Source organism: Sphingomonas naasensis, from assembly GCF_004792695.1.
Classification (GTDB): domain Bacteria; phylum Pseudomonadota; class Alphaproteobacteria; order Sphingomonadales; family Sphingomonadaceae; genus Sphingomonas; species Sphingomonas naasensis.
This window is the reverse complement of sequence record NZ_SRXU01000003.1, coordinates 18,149-39,314: the sequence shown is the minus strand read 5'-3', so window position 1 is coordinate 39,314 and position 21,166 is coordinate 18,149. Positions and strand designations below refer to the sequence as shown.

General features: G+C 69.6%; 22 protein-coding genes. 11 read left to right on the top strand and 11 right to left on the bottom strand.

Features of this window, described 5'->3' with window-relative positions; translation table 11 throughout:
* The first annotated feature begins 41 nt into the window (after positions 1–41).
* Positions 42–1,835, top strand: coding sequence for a translation elongation factor 4 (gene lepA / locus E5A74_RS08210; RefSeq protein ID WP_135983808.1), 1,794 nt, complete (start codon positions 42–44; stop codon positions 1,833–1,835).
* A gap of 54 nt (positions 1,836–1,889) precedes the next feature.
* Here lepA and E5A74_RS08205 read toward each other — a convergent pair whose 3' ends face one another.
* Positions 1,890–2,054: a Flp family type IVb pilin gene (locus tag E5A74_RS08205; protein WP_135983807.1), complete on the bottom strand. Its 165-nt coding sequence runs from the start codon at positions 2,052–2,054 to the stop codon at positions 1,890–1,892.
* 412 nt (positions 2,055–2,466) lie between these two features.
* On the opposite strand from E5A74_RS08205, the gene E5A74_RS08200 reads away from it, so the two are divergent.
* Positions 2,467–2,928, top strand: coding sequence for a hypothetical protein (locus E5A74_RS08200; protein ID WP_135983806.1), 462 nt, complete (start codon positions 2,467–2,469; stop codon positions 2,926–2,928).
* A gap of 43 nt (positions 2,929–2,971) precedes the next feature.
* On the opposite strand, the gene E5A74_RS08195 is transcribed toward E5A74_RS08200, so the two are convergent.
* From E5A74_RS08195 to dcm, 3 genes are read right to left on the bottom strand one after another with little or no spacing between them, the layout of a single operon-like run.
* Positions 2,972–4,222, bottom strand: a complete 1,251-nt coding sequence (locus E5A74_RS08195) for a type II restriction endonuclease (RefSeq protein WP_135983805.1) — start codon at positions 4,220–4,222, stop codon at positions 2,972–2,974.
* Positions 4,222–4,674 carry a very short patch repair endonuclease gene (locus E5A74_RS08190; RefSeq protein ID WP_135983804.1) on the bottom strand — a complete coding sequence of 151 codons (453 nt, stop codon included), beginning with the start codon at positions 4,672–4,674 and terminating at the stop codon, positions 4,222–4,224. Before E5A74_RS08190 ends, E5A74_RS08195 begins: the two co-directional genes overlap by 1 nt.
* Complete coding sequence (dcm, locus tag E5A74_RS08185; RefSeq protein ID WP_135983803.1) at positions 4,667–5,908, bottom strand: DNA (cytosine-5-)-methyltransferase; 1,242 nt, start codon at positions 5,906–5,908, stop codon at positions 4,667–4,669. The genes E5A74_RS08190 and dcm overlap by 8 nt, the downstream gene beginning before the upstream one ends.
* Positions 5,909–6,137: 229 nt before the next feature.
* On the opposite strand from dcm, the gene E5A74_RS08180 reads away from it, so the two are divergent.
* The gene (locus E5A74_RS08180; protein WP_166745697.1) at positions 6,138–6,905 is read left to right on the top strand and encodes a DoxX family protein; all 768 of its coding nucleotides are present in this window, start codon (positions 6,138–6,140) and stop codon (positions 6,903–6,905) included.
* Positions 6,906–6,911: 6 nt separating this feature from the next.
* Here E5A74_RS08180 and E5A74_RS08175 read toward each other — a convergent pair whose 3' ends face one another.
* Entirely contained in the window at positions 6,912–7,448 is a 537-nt protein-coding gene (locus tag E5A74_RS08175) for a hypothetical protein (RefSeq protein ID WP_135983801.1), read from the bottom strand.
* Between the two features lie 103 nt (positions 7,449–7,551).
* Between E5A74_RS08175 and E5A74_RS08170 the strand changes: the two genes are divergently transcribed.
* The 5 genes from E5A74_RS08170 to E5A74_RS08150 all read left to right on the top strand — a co-directional run bounded on the left by E5A74_RS08170 (position 7,552) and on the right by E5A74_RS08150 (position 13,239).
* Entirely contained in the window at positions 7,552–10,062 is a 2,511-nt protein-coding gene (locus E5A74_RS08170) for a DegT/DnrJ/EryC1/StrS family aminotransferase (protein ID WP_135983800.1), read from the top strand.
* Positions 10,059–11,105: a glycosyltransferase family 2 protein gene (locus E5A74_RS08165; protein ID WP_135983799.1), complete on the top strand. Its 1,047-nt coding sequence runs from the start codon at positions 10,059–10,061 to the stop codon at positions 11,103–11,105. The genes E5A74_RS08170 and E5A74_RS08165 overlap by 4 nt, the downstream gene beginning before the upstream one ends.
* An 89-nt stretch (positions 11,106–11,194) precedes the next feature.
* Positions 11,195–11,950, top strand: a complete 756-nt coding sequence (gene modA, locus E5A74_RS08160; protein ID WP_240699752.1) for a molybdate ABC transporter substrate-binding protein — start codon at positions 11,195–11,197, stop codon at positions 11,948–11,950.
* A 1-nt stretch (position 11,951) separates the two neighbouring features.
* Positions 11,952–12,641: a molybdate ABC transporter permease subunit gene (gene modB, locus E5A74_RS08155; RefSeq protein WP_135983797.1), complete on the top strand. Its 690-nt coding sequence runs from the start codon at positions 11,952–11,954 to the stop codon at positions 12,639–12,641.
* Entirely contained in the window at positions 12,631–13,239 is a 609-nt protein-coding gene (locus E5A74_RS08150) for an ATP-binding cassette domain-containing protein (protein WP_135983796.1), read from the top strand. The genes modB and E5A74_RS08150 overlap by 11 nt, the downstream gene beginning before the upstream one ends.
* Before the next feature lie 92 nt (positions 13,240–13,331).
* Here E5A74_RS08150 and E5A74_RS08145 read toward each other — a convergent pair whose 3' ends face one another.
* Positions 13,332–14,195, bottom strand: a complete 864-nt coding sequence (locus tag E5A74_RS08145; protein WP_135983795.1) for a 2-dehydropantoate 2-reductase — start codon at positions 14,193–14,195, stop codon at positions 13,332–13,334.
* The gene (locus tag E5A74_RS08140) at positions 14,195–14,701 is read right to left on the bottom strand and encodes a DUF1993 domain-containing protein (protein WP_135983794.1); all 507 of its coding nucleotides are present in this window, start codon (positions 14,699–14,701) and stop codon (positions 14,195–14,197) included. Before E5A74_RS08140 ends, E5A74_RS08145 begins: the two co-directional genes overlap by 1 nt.
* A gap of 149 nt (positions 14,702–14,850) precedes the next feature.
* Between E5A74_RS08140 and E5A74_RS08135 the strand changes: the two genes are divergently transcribed.
* Positions 14,851–15,525 (top strand): hypothetical protein, encoded by a 675-nt coding sequence (locus E5A74_RS08135; protein WP_135983793.1) that lies wholly within the window; start codon positions 14,851–14,853, stop codon positions 15,523–15,525.
* Between the two features lie 204 nt (positions 15,526–15,729).
* On the opposite strand, the gene E5A74_RS08130 is transcribed toward E5A74_RS08135, so the two are convergent.
* Positions 15,730–17,496 (bottom strand): methyl-accepting chemotaxis protein, encoded by a 1,767-nt coding sequence (locus E5A74_RS08130; RefSeq protein WP_135983792.1) that lies wholly within the window; start codon positions 17,494–17,496, stop codon positions 15,730–15,732.
* Between the two features lie 149 nt (positions 17,497–17,645).
* Here E5A74_RS08130 and E5A74_RS08125 point away from each other — a divergent pair, with 149 nt between their 5' ends.
* Entirely contained in the window at positions 17,646–18,803 is a 1,158-nt protein-coding gene (locus E5A74_RS08125; RefSeq protein ID WP_166745696.1) for a carbohydrate porin, read from the top strand.
* A 13-nt stretch (positions 18,804–18,816) separates the two neighbouring features.
* On the opposite strand, the gene E5A74_RS08120 is transcribed toward E5A74_RS08125, so the two are convergent.
* Positions 18,817–19,227 (bottom strand): hypothetical protein, encoded by a 411-nt coding sequence (locus tag E5A74_RS08120; RefSeq protein ID WP_135983791.1) that lies wholly within the window; start codon positions 19,225–19,227, stop codon positions 18,817–18,819.
* A gap of 180 nt (positions 19,228–19,407) precedes the next feature.
* Between E5A74_RS08120 and E5A74_RS08115 the strand changes: the two genes are divergently transcribed.
* Positions 19,408–19,905, top strand: coding sequence for a hypothetical protein (locus E5A74_RS08115; RefSeq protein ID WP_135983790.1), 498 nt, complete (start codon positions 19,408–19,410; stop codon positions 19,903–19,905).
* Between the two features lie 16 nt (positions 19,906–19,921).
* On the opposite strand, the gene E5A74_RS08110 is transcribed toward E5A74_RS08115, so the two are convergent.
* Complete coding sequence (locus tag E5A74_RS08110; RefSeq protein WP_135983789.1) at positions 19,922–20,611, bottom strand: hypothetical protein; 690 nt, start codon at positions 20,609–20,611, stop codon at positions 19,922–19,924.
* 84 nt (positions 20,612–20,695) lie between these two features.
* Entirely contained in the window at positions 20,696–21,007 is a 312-nt protein-coding gene (locus tag E5A74_RS08105; RefSeq protein WP_135983788.1) for a hypothetical protein, read from the bottom strand.
* Positions 21,008–21,166 lie beyond the last annotated feature (159 nt).

Genomic DNA, 21,166 nt, shown 5'->3' with positions numbered 1-21,166 from the left:
CTCTTCGCATCGCGGGCCGCCCCTGCTAGGGCCGCGCGATCATGGCCACCGAACTTTCCAAGATCCGCAACTTCTCGATCATCGCGCATATCGACCACGGCAAGTCGACTCTCGCCGATCGCCTGATCCAGCGTACCGGCGGACTCTCCGAGCGCGAGATGTCGAGCCAGGTGCTCGACAATATGGACATCGAGAAGGAGCGCGGGATCACGATCAAGGCGCAGACCGTGCGCCTCGACTGGAAGGGGCACGTCCTCAACCTGATGGACACGCCGGGTCACGTCGACTTCGCCTATGAAGTCAGCCGCAGCCTCGCCGCGTGCGAAGGCGCGCTGCTCGTCGTCGACGCGGCGCAGGGCGTCGAGGCGCAGACGCTCGCCAACGTCTACCAGTCGATCGAGCATGATCACGAGATCATCCCGGTGATCAACAAGATCGACTTGCCCTCGGCCGAGCCCGAGAAGGTGCGCAACGAGATCGAGGAGATCATCGGACTCGATGCCTCGAACGCGGTGCTCGCCAGCGCCAAGTCGGGGATCGGCATCGACGAGATCCTCGACGCGATCGTCGAGCGCATCCCCGCGCCGAAGGGCGACCCCGACGCGCCGCTCAAGGCGATGCTCGTCGACAGCTGGTACGATCCGTATCTCGGCGTCGTCATCCTCGTCCGGGTGATCGACGGCACGATCCGCAAGGGCCAGCAGATCAAGTTCATGGCCGCGGGCACCACCCACCTGATCGACCGGGTCGGCGCCTTCCGCCCCAAGATCGAGCAGCTGCCCGATCTCGGCCCGGGCGAGATCGGCTTCATCACCGCACAGATCAAGGAAGTCGCGCAGGCCCGGGTCGGCGACACACTGACCGACGCCAAGCGCCCGACGCCCGAGCCGCTCCCGGGCTTCAAGGAAGTCCAGCCGGTGGTGTTCTGCGGCCTCTTCCCGGTCGACGCCGCCGATTTCGAGAAGCTGCGCGAAAGCATCTCCAAGCTACGGCTCAACGACGCCAGTTTCTCGTTCGAGATGGAGACCAGCGCCGCATTGGGCTTCGGCTTCCGCTGCGGCTTCCTCGGGCTGCTCCACCTCGAGATCATCCAGGAGCGGCTGAGCCGCGAATATGATCTCGACCTGATCACCACCGCGCCCTCGGTGGTGTACCGGATCAAGCTCACCCATGGTGGCGGCGAGATCGAACTGCACAATCCGGCCGACATGCCCGATCCCACGAGGATCGAGGAGATCGAGGAGCCGTGGATCCAGGCGGTGATCTATGTGCCCGACGAATATCTCGGCTCGATCCTCAAGCTGTGCCAGGACCGGCGCGGTATCCAGAAGAACCTGACCTATGTCGGTGGCCGGGCGCAGGCGACCTACGAACTGCCGCTCAACGAGGTGGTGTTCGACTTTTACGACCGGCTCAAGTCGCTCTCGAAGGGCTATGCCAGCTTCGACTACGAGCAGATCGGCCACCGCGCGGGCGATCTGGTGAAGATGGGCATTCTGGTCAACGAAGAGCCGGTGGACGCGCTGAGCATGATCGTCCACCGCGCGACCGCCGAAGTGCGCGGACGCGGCATGGTCGAGCGGCTCAAGGAGCTGATCCCGCGGCATCTGTTCAAGATCCCGATCCAGGCGGCGATCGGCGGCAAGGTCATCGCCCGCGAGACGATCAGCGCGATGCGCAAGGACGTCACCGCGAAATGCTATGGCGGCGACGCCACCCGCAAGCGCAAGCTGCTCGAGAAGCAGAAGAAGGGCAAGGCGAAGATGCGCGAGTATGGCTCGGTGCAGATCCCGCAGGAAGCCTTCATCGCGGCGCTCAGGATGGGCGAGGAATAGCGCCGGCCCGGTAGCCTTGCCCGGCGGCGTCCCGCGCCACCCCGGCCGCCGCGGTCAGACCCCGCCCATCGCGTTGGTCGCGGTGGTGAAGATGTTGGCGAGGTTCAGACCGAGCGCCTGGAACGCCATGATGCAGGCGACCGCGATCAGCGCGGCGATCAGGCCATATTCGATCGCAGTGGCGGCCTTCTCGTCGCGGATCAGATCATGGTGGCGCATGGTTTCGGTTCCCTCTCTGGCCGCCGGGATGTCGAGGGAAGCGGGTTGCCGAAGGGTTAAGCCGCGGGCGGCGGCCGAGGGCATGCGACCAGCCACGCCCCCGCGGCGACGGATGTAGGCATTTTCGCGGCTTCGAACGCCCCCGAAAGTTGGATTCGGACGGGCTAGAGTCGCAAGAGTCGCGATAGAACGACTCTCCCGTTGCGTCGCGGCGCAAGATTGTTGCGCGGAGCCTGTAGGACGATCTCGACGGGTTCAAAGAGCGCGGGGCACCGGCGAGGCTGGCACGGCAAATCCTACATTGCCAGCGGCGGCGGGCAGCTGCGGCGAGGCGGGGGCATGCGCCGATTTTAAGGAATCCGGTGCAGTATGTTCCAGGGGCCGGGAGGCGGCCGCGCCATGGGAGAGCAGGATGTGCAGGTTTCCGGGGCCGTTCGACCCCGCCTATGTGAAGCACGCTTGCGTCGTGGCGATCGGCCGCGTGGAGACCTATGCGATCGTCCGAGATCAGGCGGCGCGTGACAGGCTGCTCGGCGAACCCGGGCTCACCGAGGAAATGCGCGCGCCTTACGCGGATGCGAACAAGACGCTGGGCTTCGACCATGCGCGCCTCGACATCCGCATCGAGGAAGTGCTGCTCGGCGAGGCGCCGCCCCTTCTGGCGGCGGAATGGCAGAACTCCACCTTCGCGCTGCCGACGACGATGAGCCGCGCGCCGCTTCTGATCGCCGCGATCGCCGTGCCCGGCAGCCCGGCCTCCGCGACTCCGCGGCTTCGTATCCTCCAGCAGCCCTGCAGACCCGCATTCCTGCTCCCGGTCGCCGGCGACGACGCGCGCGCGGTGCGCGCAGTGCTGGCGGGTCGGGGCGGCTGACCGATCTCGTCGGGGGCCGGGGGCGGCGAAACTTTCTCTTCCGCTATCTCCCACCCGTGTTCGAGAGTGCGCCGGCCGCCCCCTGCCGCGCCCTGACCAGCGCGAGGAAGCCGGCCAGATCGATCAGCCAGCCCTGCTGCGCCGGGCGATAGGTGGCGTGGAGGCGGGTGGGGACGACCAGCTGAAGGTGCTTGGCCCGCATCTCGTGGGTCTGGTGCTCCGAAATGCCGGGCTCGAGCGTGAGCAGATGCTTGTCGGCGATGCGATCGGCCTCGGACAGGACCTGCCGCCAGCGATCCTTGGCGGTCGACTTGGCGCCGAGCATGGTGAGCCGCTCCGGCGGGAAGCCGGGATCGCGATACTGCATCGGGCCGGGGAAGAGGAAATCGGGCCTGGCCCGGTTCTCGGTCGCGGCGCCGCGGCGATGCTGGATGCCATGCGCGACGAAGATCGCCTCGAGATGGTTCTCCAGCGCCTGCCCGGCGCGCGCCTTGCGGCGGTTCTGAACGCTGAGCGAGAAGGAGAGGAAGCCGTCGACATCGGCACCGTCCGGCGTGACGAAGCCGCCGGCGATACGTTCCGCGACGATCCGGCGTTCCAGGCGGCGGAACAGCTGCTCCTCGCGGTCCATCCATGCGACGAGCGCATGATCGGGATCGTCGCGCGCGGAGATGTCCCGCAGGGATGCGCGGGCGAGGTCCGAAAGCACGCGCGTCGTCGGGAACGTCAGGCCGAACGGCTCGATCAGTGCATCCAGCGCGCCGGCGTCGGGCTCCTCGGGGGCGATGCCGAGCTCGTCGAGGATGTAGCGCGCGACGAAATCCAGCTCGGCGTCGTTCGCGTCGGCGATCGGCTGGAAGGTAAAGGCGAACATCGGTTGCTCGTGCAGGCCGAACAGCCAGAGGAGCTGGTTCTGCACCGTGCTTTCGGCCGGGGTGACGATCGCGAGCAGCGAACCGTCGCGGCACAGCGCGATGAACAATGCGTCATCAACCTGCATCCGCTCGGTGACGGCGTTGGTCGAGTAATAGAGATGGTATTCGGGCGCGCGCGGCTTGTTCTTGCGGACGTTCGACCAGCTCATAAAGCCGTCCTCGGCCATGGCGTCCTGCTCGCCGGACAGCCGAAGGAAACGGGTCGGGATGCCCTTACGGTCGTCGTCGCCGAGGAGGTGCCGTAGCGGCTTGCTGCCCTGGAATTCGTGCTGGTTCGATTTTTCGGAGATCGTCTCGACAAGCGTGAGCCGCTTGACCGCCACGCCGGTGAACAGATCGGAGAGGAATCCCCTCCGCATCAAATGCCCCTGACTTCGAGCCGCGGCAAATCGGACGGGATCCAGTCGGCGAGTTGCTCCAGCACCTCTTCGATCGGAAGCCGGGTCCGCCCCTTGAGCGCGCATTCCCAGACCAGCGCATAGCGCCAATCGGTCTTCAGCAGCGCCGCCTCGGCCTTGGCATCGACTTCCTGGTTGCGGGCGATCTTGGCGCGCCAGAAGTCCTCGCGGGTCGTGGGCCATTTGAACAGATGGCAATCATGGCCGTGCCAGAAACAGCCATGCGCGAAGATCACCGCGCGGTGGCGCGGCAGGACGATGTCGGGCTTGCCGGGCAACGCACTGTCGTGGAGGCGGAAGCGGAAGCCGCGAGCGTGCAGGCCTTTGCGGAGGAGCAGCTCGGGGTTGGTGTTCTTGCCCTTGATCCCCGCCATCATCCGGCTGCGGACCGCAGCCGAGACAATATCAGCCATGCGCGAAGACCGGCTCGCGATCGGGGCGCGTCACGACGACCGGCGCGGCCTGTTGCGCGGCGGGGCGGGCGAGGGCAGTGGCGAGGTGCGGCTTGATCGCCTCGGCGAGGAATTCGACCACCGGCACCACCACGGCATTGCCGAACTGGCGATAGGCCTGGGTGTCCGACACCGGGATGTGCCAGCGCCGATCGCCGCGATCGAAGCCCATCAGCCGCGCGCATTCGAGCGGGGTCAGGCGGCGCGGACGCTTGCCGGGCTGATCGATCAGGATCTCCGAACCGTCCTTGTAATAGCGCGCCGAGAGCGTGCGGGCGACGTCATTCGGGCCGAACAGGCTGTAGCCGAAGCCGTTGCCCTTCGATGCGTGCTTGGCCTTATATGCCTGGAGATATTCCCAGAGCCGCGGCGTGAGCGTGTATTTGGGATCGACCTCGTCGTGCGGCTGGAGGATGCTGCCGAGCTTCGGGCGATCGGCCGGCAGCGCGAGCGCCGCGAGGTTGAAATCGGTCTTCTCACGGAAGCCGACGATGAAGATCCGCTCGCGCTTCTGCGGCACCCACGGCTCCGAGCTGATCACCCGCGTCTGGACGTGATAGCCGAGCTCGTTCTCGAGCACGTTGACGATCGTCGCGAAGGTGCGGCCCTTGTCGTGCCGCTCGAGATTCTTGACGTTCTCGAGCACGAACGCCGCGGGGCGATGATGCGCGATGATCTGCGCGGTGTCGAAGAACAGGGTGCCCTGCGTGTCGCAGAGAAAGCCGTGCGGGCGGCCGAGTGCGTTCTTCTTGGAGACGCCGGCGATCGAGAAGGGCTGGCAGGGGAAGCCGCCGAGCAGCACGTCGTGCTCGGGGATCAGCGCCGGATCCTCGGCAAAGGGGCGGATATCGCCGCCGAGCGGGTGATTGTCGCGGAAATTGCGCGAATAGGTCTCCTGCGCCTTGGCGTCCCATTCGGAGGTGAACACGCAGTGGCCGCCGATCGCCTGAAAGCCGATGCGCAGCCCGCCGATCCCGGCGAACAAGTCGATGAAGCGGAACGCGGCGTCGTTGGACGCGGCGGGGGTGAGCTTCGCGATCATCTCGAGCGTGCGATAGATCGGCGCCTTGGGCTCGATCTCGCCGCGTTCCCAACGATAGACGGTGCTGGGCGAGCAATCGAGCTCGACCGCCAGCTCCTCGACGCTCATCCCGGTCCGCTGCCTGAGTTCGGAGAAACTGAGCGGACCCTGCATCGAAACACCTCTGGGACAATTTCTCGCATTTTGACCGAGCGATTCCCGGCGCGCAAGAACAAAAGGTGTCCGTTCGTCGATTAGCTGTGGATGAAGCGTGGCGCCAATCGCGGCGCGATCAGGCGAGCGGGGACGACGCTCGCCCGCAGAAATGCGACGCCGGGGCGCAGCTATCGGGCAGGATGCGCGGACACCGTTAAGAGTCGGCGCGACTAAAGGGGAGGGCCGGATGCGCGCAGACGCCGTCAATCGCCACGCGCTCGCTTATGGCGCGGGGGCGATCGGGATGGGGGCGGTGGGCCTCGCCTTTGCCGACTTCGCGCTGCAATGGCAGCCGGTGCCGCCGGCGCTCGCCGGCAACGCGCCGCTGGCGGTGGCGAGCGCGCTGGTGCTGATCGCGGGCGGCGCGCTGGTGGTGGTGCGGCGGACGGCGTTTTGGGGCGCGGCGCTGCTCGCGGCGTGGTTCGGCCTGTGGGTGGTCGCGCTGCATCTGCCGCGGGTGCTGGCGGCGCCGACGGGCGCGCTGGTCGGCGCGCTGCTCGGACCGGCCGAGATCGGCACGATGAGCGCGGCGGGCGCGCAGCTGGCGCTGGTTTCGCGCGGCGGGGCGGCGGGCTGGCTGCGGGCGGCGCCGCGCATCGTCTTCGGGCTGTGCGCGCTGATCTTCGGGCTCAGCCATTTCGTCTATGCCGATTTCACCGCGGCGATGGTGCCCGGCTGGATCCCGGGCAAGCTGTTCTGGGCGTGGGCGACCGGGGCGGGGCATGTCGCGGCGGGGCTGGCGCTGGTGGGCGGGATACGAGTGCGGCTGGCGGCGACCCTGCTCGCGGCGATGACCGGCAGCTTCGTGCTGCTGGTCCATGCGCCGCGGATCGTGGCGGACCCGGCGAGCCAGCTCGAATGGACGATGGGCTGCGCGGCGTGGCTGATCGCCGGCTCGGCATGGGTAATGCGCACCGCAGGCGGTGCAGGGGCAATGCGCACCGCGGGGCGCTGAGGCCGGTCAGGCGATCTCCGCGCGCAACGCCGCCATGCGGGCGTCGATCGGGTCGAGCCGGCGCTGATCTTCGGGCGTGAACAGCGGCAGCACGTCCATCCCCGGCTCCCAATAGGCATCGGTGATATCGCCGCGCTGCGCGACCAGCGCGATATATTCGCGCACCGCGGCGCTATCGCCGTCGGGCGCCATGATGTTGCGGCGGAAGGTGGCGGGATCATAGGGCGCGTCGGGATCGGGCAGGAACAGCACGCGCGGCGGATCGCCGGCCTGCGGGGTGACGTCGAGCAGCGCGCCGTCGGGGCCGCGCCAGACCGCGTGGTGCTCGGCCTCGAACCAGCGGCCCGGCCAGCGCCAGATCGCCCAGCCATAGACCGCCTCGCCGCCCTGCGCCTGCGCACAGGCGACGCTGTTGTCGAAGCAATAGGCCGGTTTCGATGCGGGCGCGGGGCGGACGGGGACGTAAACCGGAACCTCGGGAGAGATGGTCGCGCAAAAGGCCAGCGTGGCCGAATCGATCTGTTCTGGTGGACCGAGGATCATCGTCCCGGGCTAGCTGCCGCGCGGCGCCGCGTCCATGCGATGGCTTTACGAAATCGAAGGTTCGCAGCGGCTAGGCTCTGCCGGATTCAATCTGGAGAGAGTTATGGATCGGCTGCCGCTGATCGCGCCGCGCCCCCCCAAGCTGAGCCTGATGGCCGAGGCGCTGGCCGAGATCGAGGCGCGTGGCGTCTATTCGAACGGCGGGCCGGTGGTGCGCGGATTCGAGGCTGCGGCGACGGCGCAGCTGTTCGCGGGCGAGGGCGATTGCCTTGCGGTGGGCAATGCCACGCTGGGGCTGATGCTGGCGATCCGCCATGCCGCGGGCCCGCGCGCGGGCAAGGGCAATTTCGCGCTGATCCCGGGCTTCACCTTCGCCGCGACCGCGCATGCCGCCGAATGGGCGGGGCTGACCCCGCTGCTGTGCGACATCGACCCCGAGGATTGGGCGGCGAGCGCCGCGGCCGAGGCGCGGGCGTTCGAGAAATATGGCGACCGGATCGCGGCGGTGGTGCCCTATGCCACCTTCGGCGCGGGGATCGATCTGGCACGCTACCGCGATTATGCCGCGCGCGGCGTGGGGGTGGTGATCGACGCCGCCGCCTCGCTCGGCGCGCGCGATGCCGAGGGGCGCCAGTTCGGCGCGGGCGAACCGTTCGCGGTGGTCTATTCGATGCACGCGACCAAGGTGTTCGCGACCGCCGAGGGCGGGCTGGTCCATTCGGGCGACGCGGAATTGATCGCGGCGATGCGCCGGATGAGCAATTTCGGCTTTGCCGGCGGGCGCTCGGCCGAGGGCCCCGGGTTCAACGCCAAGCTGCCCGAAGTGCTGGGCCTGGTGGCGCGCGCCAGGCTCGACGAGATCGAGGGCGTCGCGGCGCACCGGATGCGGCTCGACGCGGTCTATCGCAAGGCGCTGGGCGGGTTTGCGGCGGAGAAGGGATTCGAGTTTCAGGCATTGCGCGGATCGCGGCCGGCGCTGCAATTCCAGTCGCTGCTGCTGCCGCGCGCCTTTGCCGGGCACCGCGCCGCGATCATCGCGATGCTGGGCGAGCAGGGGATCGGCGCGGCGCACTATTTCAGCCCGCATCTGGGCGAGCAGCCCTGGTTCCGCGCCCACGGCGTGAGCGAGCCGCTGCCGGTGTGCGACGATATCGGCGCGCGGGTGCTGTCGCTGCCGGTGACCGACGCGATGAGCGAGGCCGATGTCGAGCGGGTCTGCGCGGCGCTGATCGACGCGTGCGCGGCATCGGGACTCAAGGGGCTGGCCGGGGCCGAACGGCGCGGCGCGCATGTCCATGCCGCGCTGCTCGTCGGCGGCGGGCCGGCGGGGACCGCGCTGCTCACCGCGGCGAGCAAGAGCGACGCGCTGGTGCGGCTCGCCGGGGCGGGGCTGGCGGTGGTCGAGCGCGACGCGGTGCTCGGGCGCGGCGAGATCGGCACCTATGCGATCACTTCGGACAGCACGGCGGAGACTTTCCTGACCGCGGTCAAGGGCAACGGCCATGACGGGATCGCGGCGCTGGAGGGGCATAGCGCGGGGCAGGAAGTGGCGATGCATGTCGGCAAGCTTGGCGTGCCGCTGGCGCGGACGACGCCGTTCCTCGAGGCGACCGGCGCCGAGCTCGCGGCGATCGTCGCGGGGCGCGGCGGCATCGTGGCGACGCGGAGCGAGGTGGTCGAGGCGCGGCGGACCGCCGACGGCGTCTGGGCGGCGCAAGTGATCAACCGGGTCACCGGCGAAGTGCGGGTGATGCGCGCGGCGAAGCTGGTGATCGCGACCGGCGGCTATCAGACCCGCGCCAATGTCGAGGCCGAGCAGGTCGCCGGCACGGCGCTGGGCGCGCTGGCCGGCGAGCGGCTGATGACCGGGGACGAATTCCTGCGGATCGGCGGGCTCGATGCGCTTCGCGAGCGCATCGCCGGCAAGCCCGCGCCGAAGATCGCGATCATCGGCGGATCGACCAGCGCGCTCGCCGCGGCGGCGCTGATCCTCAAGGCCGCGCCGGCGCTGGCGCTGGGGGCGGAGGCGCTGGCGCTCCACCATCGCCGGCCGCTGCGGCCCTTCTACCGTTCGGCCGAGGAAGCGCACGCCGACGGCTTCACCGATTTCAGCGCGCAGGACATCTGCCCGGTGAGCGGGTTCGTCTATCGCCTCGCCGGCTTCCGGCTCGAGGCGCGCGAGCTGGTGCTGCGGATGCTCGGCGTGGGCGGGCGCGCGCCCGATCCGCGGATGGCGCTGCGCCGGATCGGCGACCGCGACGATGCCGCGACGCGCGGCGAGATCGCCGGCGCCGACGTGGTGATCGGCGCGCTCGGCTATCGCCCGCGTGCGCTGCCGCTGTTCGATGTCGACGGCAGCCGGATCGCGCTCGCGGCCGATGCGACGGGCCGGCCGCGGCTGGTCGACCAGCAATGCCGGGTGATCGACGCCGAGGGGCGGCCGGTGCCGGGGGTGTTCGGCATCGGGCTCGCCTCGGGCCATGTCCCCGACGGCAAATTGGGCGGCGAGGCGAGCTTCAGCGGCAAGGCCAATGGCCTGTGGCTGTGGCAGAACGATATCGGCCAGATGATCGTCGATCAGTTGCTCGACACGCCCGCGCAGGCCGTCGCATGACCCGGGCGCCCACGGTATCGGTGATCATGGCGGTCTATGAAGGCGCGACGCTGCTGCCCGAGACGCTCGCCAGCCTGCAGGCCCAGACGCTGACCGACTGGGAGCTGATCGCCGTCGACGATTGCTCGCAGGACGACAGCGTCGCCGTGCTCGAGCGGCTCGGCGATCCGCGGGTGCGGGTGATCCGCTCAGCCGCCAATGGCGGGCCGGTTGTGGCGCGCAACCGCGCCTTTGCCGAGGCGCGCGGGCGCTATGTGGCGGGGCTCGACCAGGACGATATCAGCCTGCCCGAACGCTTCGTGCGGCAAGTGGCGCATCTCGAGGCCCATCCCGAGGTCGCGCTGGTAAGCTGCGCGACCGATTTCCTGATCGAGGGCCGGCGGCTGCCGGGCAATTGGCCGCGCCCGCTGACGCCGGAGCTGATCGACTGGCTGATGCTGGTGCAGAACCCGATCGCGTGGTCGTCGGTGATGTTCCGCGCCGATGCCGCGCGCCGGCTGGATCCGTTCGAGCGGCCCGAGATGCGCTATGTCGAGGATTTCGACCTGTATCAGCGGTTGCGGCCGCACGGCCGGATCGACCAGATCGACGAGGTGCTGATGCTCTACCGCTGCCACGCCGGCGGCGCCTCGCACGTCTATAACGGCACGATGCGCGCGCATGCCGAGCTGCTGCTGCGCGAGCGCCATGCCGCGCTGCTCGGCGCCGCGGCGCCCGACATCGCCGGGCTGCTGGTGCGGCACGTGATGGCGCGCGCGCCGGTGGGCGATGTCGACACGCTCAACCGGCTGTTCGCCGGGATCGGCGTGCTGCGCGCGGGCTTCGCTGCAGCGAACCCCGAAGTGGATCTGGCCGCGATCGATCGCGAGATCTCGCAATTGTGGTGGCGCGTCTGCCGCGCGAGCGTGCGCTCGGGCGATCTGCTGCTGCACCGGACGCTGGGCAGCCAGCCGCTGCCGCTGGGGCAGGCGGCGGATCTGCTCGCGAGCCAGATGATCGGCGGGATGCGCAAGATGAAGCGCGGGCTGACCGGACGGGGTTGAAGCCGGCGCGCGGGGGGAGAAGCGCCCCCGCCTTTGCCACCGCCACTCTTGCCCTCGGCGTCGACCGTGCGTCATAGCTGCCGGCGATGATGAACCGGCGCTCTCTTCTGATCGGGTTCGGCGCCGCGGCGCTGGGTGGGCGGCAGGCCCTTGCGGCGCAGCGCGGGCCGCTGGTGCTGGCCGCGGCGAGCCTGCAGGAATCGATGAACGCGGCGGCCGATGCGTGGGCGCGGCTCGGCCATGCCCGGCCGGTGCTGTCGTTCGCGGCCTCCTCGGCGCTGGCGCGGCAGATCGCGGCGGGGGCGGCGGCGGACCTGTTCGTCTCGGCCGACGAGCCGTGGATGGACGATGTCGAGCGCCGCGGGATGATCGTGGCGGGGAGCCGCGCCAATCTCGTCGGCAACCGGCTGGTGGTGGTGCAGCCGGCGAGCGCGCCAGCGGCCGCGGCGAAGCTGCCGCTCGGGCGATTGCTGGCGAACGGCCGGGTGGCGTTGGCCGATCCGGCATCGGTGCCCGCCGGGCGCTATGCCCAGGCATCGCTGACCCGGCTGGGGGTGTGGCAGAGCGTCGCGCCGCGGGTGGTGCGCGGCGAGAATGTCCGCGCGGCGCTGGCGCTGGTCGAGCGCGGCGCGGCCGAATGGGGCGTGGTCTATGCCACCGATGCCCGCGCCTCGCGGCTGGTGCGCGCGGTGCGGCTGCTGCCGGCGAACAGCCATCCGCCGATCCGCTATCCGCTGGCGCGGCTGCGCGCGGCGACCAGCTCCGATGCGGAGGGATTCCGGCGCTTCCTACTCTCGGGCGCGGGCAAGGCGATCTTCGCGCGGTTCGGGTTCATGGCGCCTTGAGATGCTGACCCCGGAGGAATGGGGGATCGTCGCCCTGTCGCTCAAGGTCGGCGGAGTGGCGGTGGCGGCGAGCCTGCCGCCGGCGTTCGCGCTGGCCTGGCTGCTCGCGCGCGGACGGTTTCCGGGCAAGGTGCTGCTCGACGCGCTGGTCCATCTCCCGCTGGTGGTGCCGCCGGTGGTGACCGGCTGGCTGCTGCTGCTCGCCTTCGCGCCGGCGGGTCCGATCGGGGCGTGGCTGCAGGACTGGTTCGGGGTGAGCGTGCTGTTCCGCTGGACCGGCGCGGCGATCGCGGCGGGGGTGATGGCGCTGCCGCTGATGGTGCGCGCGATCCGGCTTTCGATCGAGGGCGTCGACCGGCGGCTCGAACAGGCGGCGCGGACGCTCGGCGCGGGGCGCTGGCGGAGCTTTCGGACGGTGACGCTGCCGCTCAGCCTGCCGGGCGTGATCGCCGGGGTGGTGCTCGGCTTCGCGCGGGCGCTGGGCGAGTTCGGCGCGACGATCACCTTCGTGTCGAACGTTCCGGGCGAGACGGGCACGCTGCCGCTGGCGATCTATGCGGCGCTGCAGACTCCCGGCGGCGAGGCGCTGGTGCTGCGGCTGGCGGGGATATCGGTGCTGCTCTCGCTGGTGGCGCTGATCGCGTCCGAGCTGATCGCGCGGCGCGCGGGGCGGGGGCTGCATGTCCTTTGACGTCGATGTCGGGCTGCGGCGGGGCGACGCGGCGATCGCCTGCCGGATCGAAGGCGACGGGCTGACGGTGCTGTTCGGCCCCTCGGGGGCGGGCAAGACCAGCGTGCTCAACATGGTGGCCGGGCTGATCTCCCCCGATTTCGGGCATGTCCGGGTCGGCGGCGAGACGCTGTTCGACGCGGCGACCGGGCTCGACCTGCCGCCCGAGCGGCGGCGCGCGGGCTATGTCTTCCAGGAAGCGCGGCTGTTTCCGCACAAGCGCGTGCGGGCGAACCTGCTCTATGGCTGGCGGCACGGGGCGGGCGCGGTCGATGTCGACGAGACGATCGCGCTGCTCGGGCTCGCGGCGCTGCTCGATCGCTGGCCGCGGACGCTGTCGGGCGGCGAGGCGCGGCGCGTGGCGATCGGGCGGGCGCTGCTCTCGAACCCGCGCTTCCTGCTGCTCGACGAGCCCTTGTCGTCGCTCGACCGCGCGCGGCGCGAGGAGATCATGGCGCTGATCGAGCGGCTGCGCGACGCGCTGGGACTGCCGATCCTGCTGGTGACGCACGACCGCGACGAGGCGGAACGGCTGGGCAAAAGGATCGTGGAGATCTGACCTCGTGCTCCTGCGAAAGCCAGGAGCCCGGAGTCGTGAGTGACGTCGCTTGTAACCCTGGGCTCCTGCTTCCGCAGGAGCACTGACATGATCTAGACCGCGCTCGCCGCGAGCAGCGCGGCGCAGGCCTGGTTGAGCGGGGTCGCGATGCCGTGCTTCGCGCCGAGCCGGACGATCACGCCGTTGCGCGCGTCGAGCTCCATCGGGCGGCCGGCGACGAAATCGGCGTGGAGCGAATTGACCGATTGCGGATGCGCCTTGCGGGTCCATTCGACGACCTGATCGGCGAGCTTGTCGGCCAGCGTCGCGCCCTCGGCGCGGCCGACCGCGATGCATTCGCGGACGAGACCGCGCATCACCTCGGCGACGCCTTCGTCGTTCGCCACCTCAGCAGGGCGGCGGGTGATCGCGCTGACGATGCCGGCGCAGTTGATCGCGAGCTTGCGCCATGCCGCGGTGATGAAATCCGGGGTGGTCTGCGCGGCGATCACCGTGTCGGCGAACAGCGCGACGAAGGCGTCGCCGATTGCGCCCTCGGGGACATGGATCGTGCCGTCGCGGCGCTGGACGATGCGGCCGGGGGCGGTGCGCTCGGCGGGAAGATCGATGATCACCGGCAGCGTGCGCGGCTGCGGGACCATCGGGAAGCGCTCGCGCTGCTCGACGCCGTTCTGGATGACGGCGAGGCGCGTGCCCGCGTCCATCAGCCCGGGCAGCCATGCGGCGGCGGCGGCGCAGTCATAGGCCTTGGTGGTGGCGAGCACCCAATCGACCGGCGTCGCCGTCGCGGGATCGGTGAGGATCGCCGGCGCGGCGCGGATCGTGCCGCCGGGCGTCTCGATCTCGAGATCGGCGAGCGGGCTGCGCGCGCAGACGGTGACCTGGTGATCCTGCGCGAGCCACGCGGCGAGCGTGCCGCCGATCGCGCCCGCGCCGATGACCGCGACCCGCGCCATCAGATGCCGCCCAGATAGTCCATCTTGCCGAGCGGCACGCCCTTGTGACGCAGGATGCCGTAGGCAGTGGTGGCGTGGAAATAGAAATTGGGCAGCGCGAAGCCGAGCAGATAGCCGCGGCCCTTGAACTGGAAGCTGCGCGACGGAGTCTTCAACTCGACATCGGCATCCTCGCGGCCGTCGATGCTCTCGCGCGGCACCGAATTGAGGAAATCGACGGTGGCGGCGATGCGCGCCTGGAGTTCGTCGAAGCTCGCCTCGGTATCGGGCATCGCGGGGGCCTCGATCCCGGCGAGACGCGCGGCGGCGAACTTGGCGGCGTCGCTGGCGCGCTGGATCTGCGACGTGAGCGGCGCCATGTCGTCGTAGAGCCGCGCGGTGAGCAGATCGTCATGCGCGATGCCATTCGCATCGGCATGCGCGCGCGCCTTTTCGAGGAACGCGGCCATCGCCTTGAAGCCGCGCAGGAAGACGGGGACCGTGAGGTCGTAGAGCTCGGTTGCCATGCGCGCGGGAATAGGGCGGCCGGGGCAGCTTGACCAGCGTCGTGACGCCTGTCGATCGCGGCGCGCCGTTCGCGGCCCGCAAACTTGCGGTTCCCGGGGGAGGCGGAATAGGCATCGGGCCGGCAACGCGAAGCGCAAGGCAAATCCCGATGAGCCCACGACCCCGTCCCGCATCCCGCGATGGCGCCACGGGCATCCGCCAGTTTCTGGACCGCGAGCGACAGCGCGACTGGATCGACGGCAGGATCGCGCTGGACGACGCCGAAACGCGCGGCGACTCGATCGAGCAAAGGTTCAAATATGCCGCCCGGGTCGAGAAGCTGCTGCGGCGCCCGCACGCGCAGGAGGCGCTGGCTATCCTGCGCGCCTATGCCGAAACCTGCCTGCCGATGCCGCGCCGGACCGAGCGGGACTACTGGTCGGTCTCCTGCCTGCCCTCGACTTCGGACAAGCCGCTGGTGCGCGTCAATGCGAGCTGGATGGAGCTGTTCACGCTCTATGCCGATGCCGAGGGCCTCCGCGCGCGGTTCATCGTCCATCTCTCCGACTTCACCACCGACGGCGTGGTCGCGCAGGACCGGCTGGACGACACGTTTCTCGAGAGCTGCGTCGAGAATCCGGAGGACGTCGGCTGGTTCTTTCCGCGCGGGGCGGACATTTTCGGCGTCAAGGTGCGCGGCGCCGCCTCGATCCGCCGCTTCCTCGCCTCGGACCGTGCTTGCCGCGCGATCCGGCGCTTCAACCTGACGCACATGAACCGCGGCCGGAATGCCTATCAGGCGAGCCATTGCTATGGCGTGGCGGACTATATGCTGGATGATTGAGGGCTCAGCTACCGTCATCCCGGAAGCCAATTTTCTCCAAATCTCTGATTTGGTCAGAAAATTGCGCTGTCCGGGATCCACCGTGAGGCGTCTTCCCGGTGGAGAGGTGGATCCCGGACAGTAAGGCTTTCCAAGGAAAACCTTGGCGGTTTTCCGGGAAAGCCTAACTTCCGGGATGACGAATTTGGCTTAGTGCGCCCGGACCTAGTGCAGCGTGAGGGCGGGGGCGGGGGCGGGGCGCGAGGACGCGACCGGGGCGGGCGCCCCGCCGTCGATGCGGAACTGCGCCGCCTCGCTGCTGAGCCGCTCGACCTCGCCGAGCAGGTTGCGCGCCGCCGCCGAGGTCTCCTCGACCATCGCGGCGTTCTGCTGGGTGGCGCGATCCATCGTCGCGACCGCCTCGTTGATCTCGCCGACCGCGGTGGCCTGCACCTTGTTCTCGCCGGCCATCTGGGCGAGCAGGCCGTGGACGGTATCGACCGCGCCGGCGATGCGCACCAGCGCCTGATCGACCTCGCCGACCATCGCCGCGGCGACGCCGACTTCGGCCTGGGTGACGCCGAGTTGCTCGCGGGCGCGCTTGGCCTCTTCCTCGGCGCGCATCGCGAGCGCGCTGACGAGATCGGCGACGACCGCGAAGCCGCGGCCCGCCTCGCCGGCGCGGCCGGCCTCGACCGCCGCGTTCATCGCGAGGACGCGGGTCTGGAAGGCGATCTTGTCGAGGCCTTCGATGACGCCGTCGATGCCCTGCGCGCTCTCCGAGACGCGCTCCATCGCGGTGGTGGCGCGGCCGGCGATGCCGCGGCCGTCATTGACCACCGCCATCGCCTCGTCGGCGCTGCCGACGGTGCGGCCGGCGGCGGCGGCGACCGCGCGGAGGCGATCGTCGAGCACGGTCACCGAGCCGGCGGTCTCGCCGAGGCTGGCGGCGTTGGTCTCGGTGCGACGCGCGAGATCTTCCGAAGCCTGGGCGATCTCGGCGGCGCCGGTGCGGATGTTGGCGGCGCTGGCGGTGACCGTGCCGATCAGCTCGCGCAGGCTGCGCAGCGCTTCGTCGAAGCTGCGCTTGATCCCGGCGAAGGGACCGGTGAGATCGGCCTCGATCGTCGCGGTGAGATCGCCGAGCGCGAGCTGATCGAGCCCCTTGCCGATGCTGTCGACGATCATTCTGGTCTGGGCCTGCTTGGCGGCCTCGGCGGCGTCGAGCTGGCCGCGGAAGGATTCCATCGCCTTGGCCATGTCGCCGAGCTCGTCGGCACGATCGGTGAAGGGGATCGCGACCTTGAGGTTGCCGGTGCCGAGCTCGCGCATCGTCTCGGCGAGCTGGAGCAGCGGACGGATCAGCAGCCGACGGCCGGCGAGCGTGAGCATCGCGGTGGCGGCGATCGCGGCGAAGAGCGTGAGGACGAGCACGCCGATCGCGATCCAGCCGAAGCGCTCGGCCGAGGCGCCGACTTCGCCGGCATGCTTCTCGATCGCATCCGAGGCGTCGCTCATCGCGGTCTCGAGCGCGCGGAACTGGGTGAAGAATTCGGGGAGCCCCGCCTGTGCCGCGGCCGGGTTGGTGCCGGCGAGATCGACGATGTGCTTCGCCGCGGTGGCATAGGCCTCGACCGGCTTTGCGAGCTTGCCCGTCGCGGACGAGACGTCTTCCGATCCGGTATAGGCGGCGTCGGTGGCGATCGCTTCCTTGAGCGTGCCGAGATGATCCTCGAGGTCCTTGACGACGTCGCCGCGCGCGATGCCGCTGCGCGGATCGGCGGCCTGCAGCGCGGCGAGCGCGTCGCTGCGGATCGCGTCGTGCATCATGTCCGCTTCCATATGGTTGCGGAGCAGCTTCGCGGCCTCGACCTGGGTCTGGAGCGCGCCGCTCTGCTGCCACGCGGCCCAGATGCCGGTGACGCCGCAAAAGGCGACGAGACCGAGCATGATCGCTGCGGCGGAATTGGCGGACTTGTTGAGCGACGTCATTCGCGGCCTCTCCTGAAGACCGCGCCCCATCGGCCGACCCGATATCTGCGCGATCATTGGATTACGAAGCTAATTATAGGCCCGAAACCGCATGTCCGGTTTGTGTCAGCCTATAATTGGGTGGGGATCAGCATTGGAAAGGCGCAAACATGCGGATCCCCGCGCTCGGATTCTCGACTCTTCTTCTCTCGTGCGCGGTGATTGCGCCGGCGCAAGCGCAGGACGGCGTCGACCTCGGCGCGGCCTATGTGATGGACGTGGTCGGCGTGGCGGCAGGCGATCGCCCGGCCAGGGTCTATTGGCTCGACAATCTCGACGTCACCGCCGATCTCGCGCTCGACAAGCTGGTCGGCTGGAACGGCGCGACGATGCATGTCGACGTGCTCGCCAATATGGGTGGCATGCCCAACGACCGCGCCGGCACGCTGCAGGGCGTCGACAATATCGAGGTGGCCAGCCATCGGCTTCGACTGTTCGAGGCGTGGATCGAGCAGAAGATCGGCGAGCGCACCACGGTCCGCGCCGGGCTCTATGATCTCAACAGCGAATTCTACAGCAACGACGCCGCGGGCCTGCTGATCGCGCCCGCCTTCGGCGTCGGCTCGGAGATCGCGGCGACGGGGCCCAACGGCCCGTCGATCTTCCCCTCGACCGCGCTGGCGGTGCGGATCGACCACAAGCTGGGCGGCGACGGCTTCGTCCGCGCCGCGGTGCTCAACGCCACCGCGCGCACGCTCGGCGATCCCGGCGGCGTCAACCTGACCTTCGACGACGGCGCGCTGCTGATCGCCGAGGGCGGCATTGCGGGCGCGGGCGGCAAGATCGCCGTCGGCGCGTGGGGCTATACGCTGCATCAGGACGACATCTTCGCAGTCGATGGCGCGGGCGATCCGATCCAGCGGCACGCGCGCGGCGCCTATATCGTCGCCGAGAAGCCGTTCAACGATCCCGAGGGCGCGCATCCGGTGGCCGGCTTCGTCCGCGCCGGCGTGTCCGACGGCAAGACCACGCCGTTCAAGGGCGGCTGGCAGGCGGGCGTGCTCGTCGCGAAGCTGTGGGCCGGCCGCGACGACAGCCAGCTGTCGTTCGGGGTCAACCAGGCGTGGCTGTCCGAGGGCTATCGCAACGTGCTGCGCGGGGACGGGGTGCACAGCGCCGCCGCCGAGAGCGCGGTCGAGCTGACCTATTCGGACAAGATCGGCCCGGTGACGCTCCAGCCCGACCTCCAGCTGGTGTTCGACGCCGGCGGCGACGCCGAGGCGAAGCCGGTGGTGGTCGGCGGCTTGCGCGCCTCGATCGAATTCTGAGCGACGCCGCGCCTCAGCGCTTCGGCGGCATCCCGTTGATCCAGTCGGGCGGGTTCTGATTGCGCGCGCGGAACTGCGCGGCGGTCATCCGCAGGCGCAGCTGGCCTTTGTCGACATAGGCCTCGCGGCCATAGATGCGGCGGAGCAGCTGGAGCGGGGCGAGCACGAAGAAGGTCTCGTTGGGACCACAGCTGCTCTGCCCGTAGAGATGCGCAACCTCGGCCACGCGCGCGCCGTCCGACGACAGGACGGGCATGCCCTGGACGAGGCCCGACACGCCCTCGGCCGGCGCGGGGGCCTTTGCCGGGGCTTTTGCGGGGGCCTTTGCGCCGGCAGCGGGAGCGGCAGGCGCGCGGGCGGTCTGCTGGGCCAGCGCCGGCGATGCCAGCACGAGCGCGGCGGCCACGGCGATGTTCAGTTTCATGCGGATCTCCTCGGGCCCTTGCGGGGCACAGGCGAAACCAGCGCGTCGCGCGCCGCCTCGCCACGGCTTTGAGACCAGCATTGCCGAGCGCGCGACCGGACCGGCGGGCGGGCGATGCATCCGGCTGGCTTCCACGGTCGTTGCACAGCGGTTAGAGCAGGGTCAAACCGGAGATCCGTGATGTTCGTTCTCGCCCTCGCGCTCCTCGCGCAAGATACCGAAAAGGTCGAAGGCTGGACCATCGCGAGCGATGTCCGGAAGGACGAATGCGTCCTCTCGGCGCGGCTGGTGAGCGGCGGCGACGTCAGCTTCCACTGGCGGCCGCGCAAGCGCGCCGGGGTGATGCTGTTCCGCGCGCCCGAGTTCCGCTCGATCGAGCAGGGCAAGGCCTACAAGATCGATGTCGGGTTCCAGAAGGGCGGAAAGCTCGACATGGGCTGGGGGAAGAAATCCGCGACGGGCAATGTCAGCCCCGACGGGACGCGCGGCTTCCTGATCGGCTTCAGCGGCGACGAGATCCTCGACGACCTCGCCGCGAGCACCAAGCTGGGCTTCTGGTACAAGGACAAGCTGGTCGGCGCGGTGCCGCTGAACGGATCGGGCAAAGCCGTCGCGGCGGTGCGGCGATGCGGCGCGGCGCTGCTGAAGCAGGGGTCTCCCGACCCGTTCGAAGAATAGGGGCGGACGCCCGGCGTCAGCGCCCGCCGCCGCCGTTGAGCGCCTGAACCCGCAAGCGGGGAAAGACCTCCTCGAGCGGCTTGGTGTCGGGCAGCACATAGACATAGCCGCCGCGCCGCCGGAACAGCGGCTGCACGCTCTTGCTGTAGAATGCCGAGGGCACGTTGATGCAGCCGAAGGTGATCCGGTTGTCCTCCGAGGTCGGCGAGAGCATCCGCTGGCGGCGACGCTCCTTCTTGCTCGCCGCGCCCGGGGGGATCGGATGGAGCGCGACCGAAGTCGCGTAATCGACCCAGAGCACCTTTTGCTTGCCCGCGGCGAGGCCGTATTTCGCGAGGAAGCGCCCGGCCGGGGTGGTCTTCTCGGCGGGGCCGATCTCGGCAAGATCCTTGCTGCCGACCCCGGGGGTGGCGTCGTCGCCCGCCGCCACGCCGATCAGCACCGGCACCTCGCCGAGCGCCTTGCCCTTGGCATCGAACAGGAAGAGCGACGCGTTCAGCTTGTCGATGATGATATAGGGCCGCGCGCCATTGTCGCCCGAGGCGGCGACCCAATCGGCGACGCGCATCGCGGCCTCGGAGGGGCCCGGCGCCGCTTCGGTGTCGCTGGTCGCTTGCCGCGGCGGGGTGCGCAGGGGCGCGCCCGGGCGGTCGTCTGCCGGGGCAGTCAGCACAAGTCCGGCGAGCGCCAGAAAAGCTTCGATCATCGGTTGCGGCACTCGCAAGCAAACGGTCGTCGCACGAAGCGACGACCGCCATGGGATATCAAGGTTCGATCAGGGCGTGGCGCGTCAATTGCGCGGCCGCTTGCGCGGGGCCTGCTCCTGCGCGGTCAGGCGCTGGTCGATCGAATCGACGCGGCCGTTGAGCTGATCGAGGCGCTGACCATTGTTCTGTGCCTGCTGCGAGGCGGCCTGCGCCTCTGCCAGCGCGGACTTGGCCGTGTTGTCGGTCTCCTGCAGCTTCACCTCGAGCGCGTCGACGCGCTGGCTGACCGGTGCAATCTGCTCGCGAACATATTTCTCGGTGGCGCAGCCTCCGAGACCCATGGCGCCCGCCAGAACCACGACGGCGGGTGCGACCCTCTTTACGATGTGCGACATTGTTTTGTCTTTCAATGGTTAACCAACCGCAACAACCTAGGTCGAGCGCGCGGGTTCCAACAAATCGATTACGTTCGGGCGTGCCTCGGGCTGGCTGAGTCGAGCGCGAGACATCCGTAATATCCCGTAGATCGGGCGCGGGGCCGGGCACATGCGCCT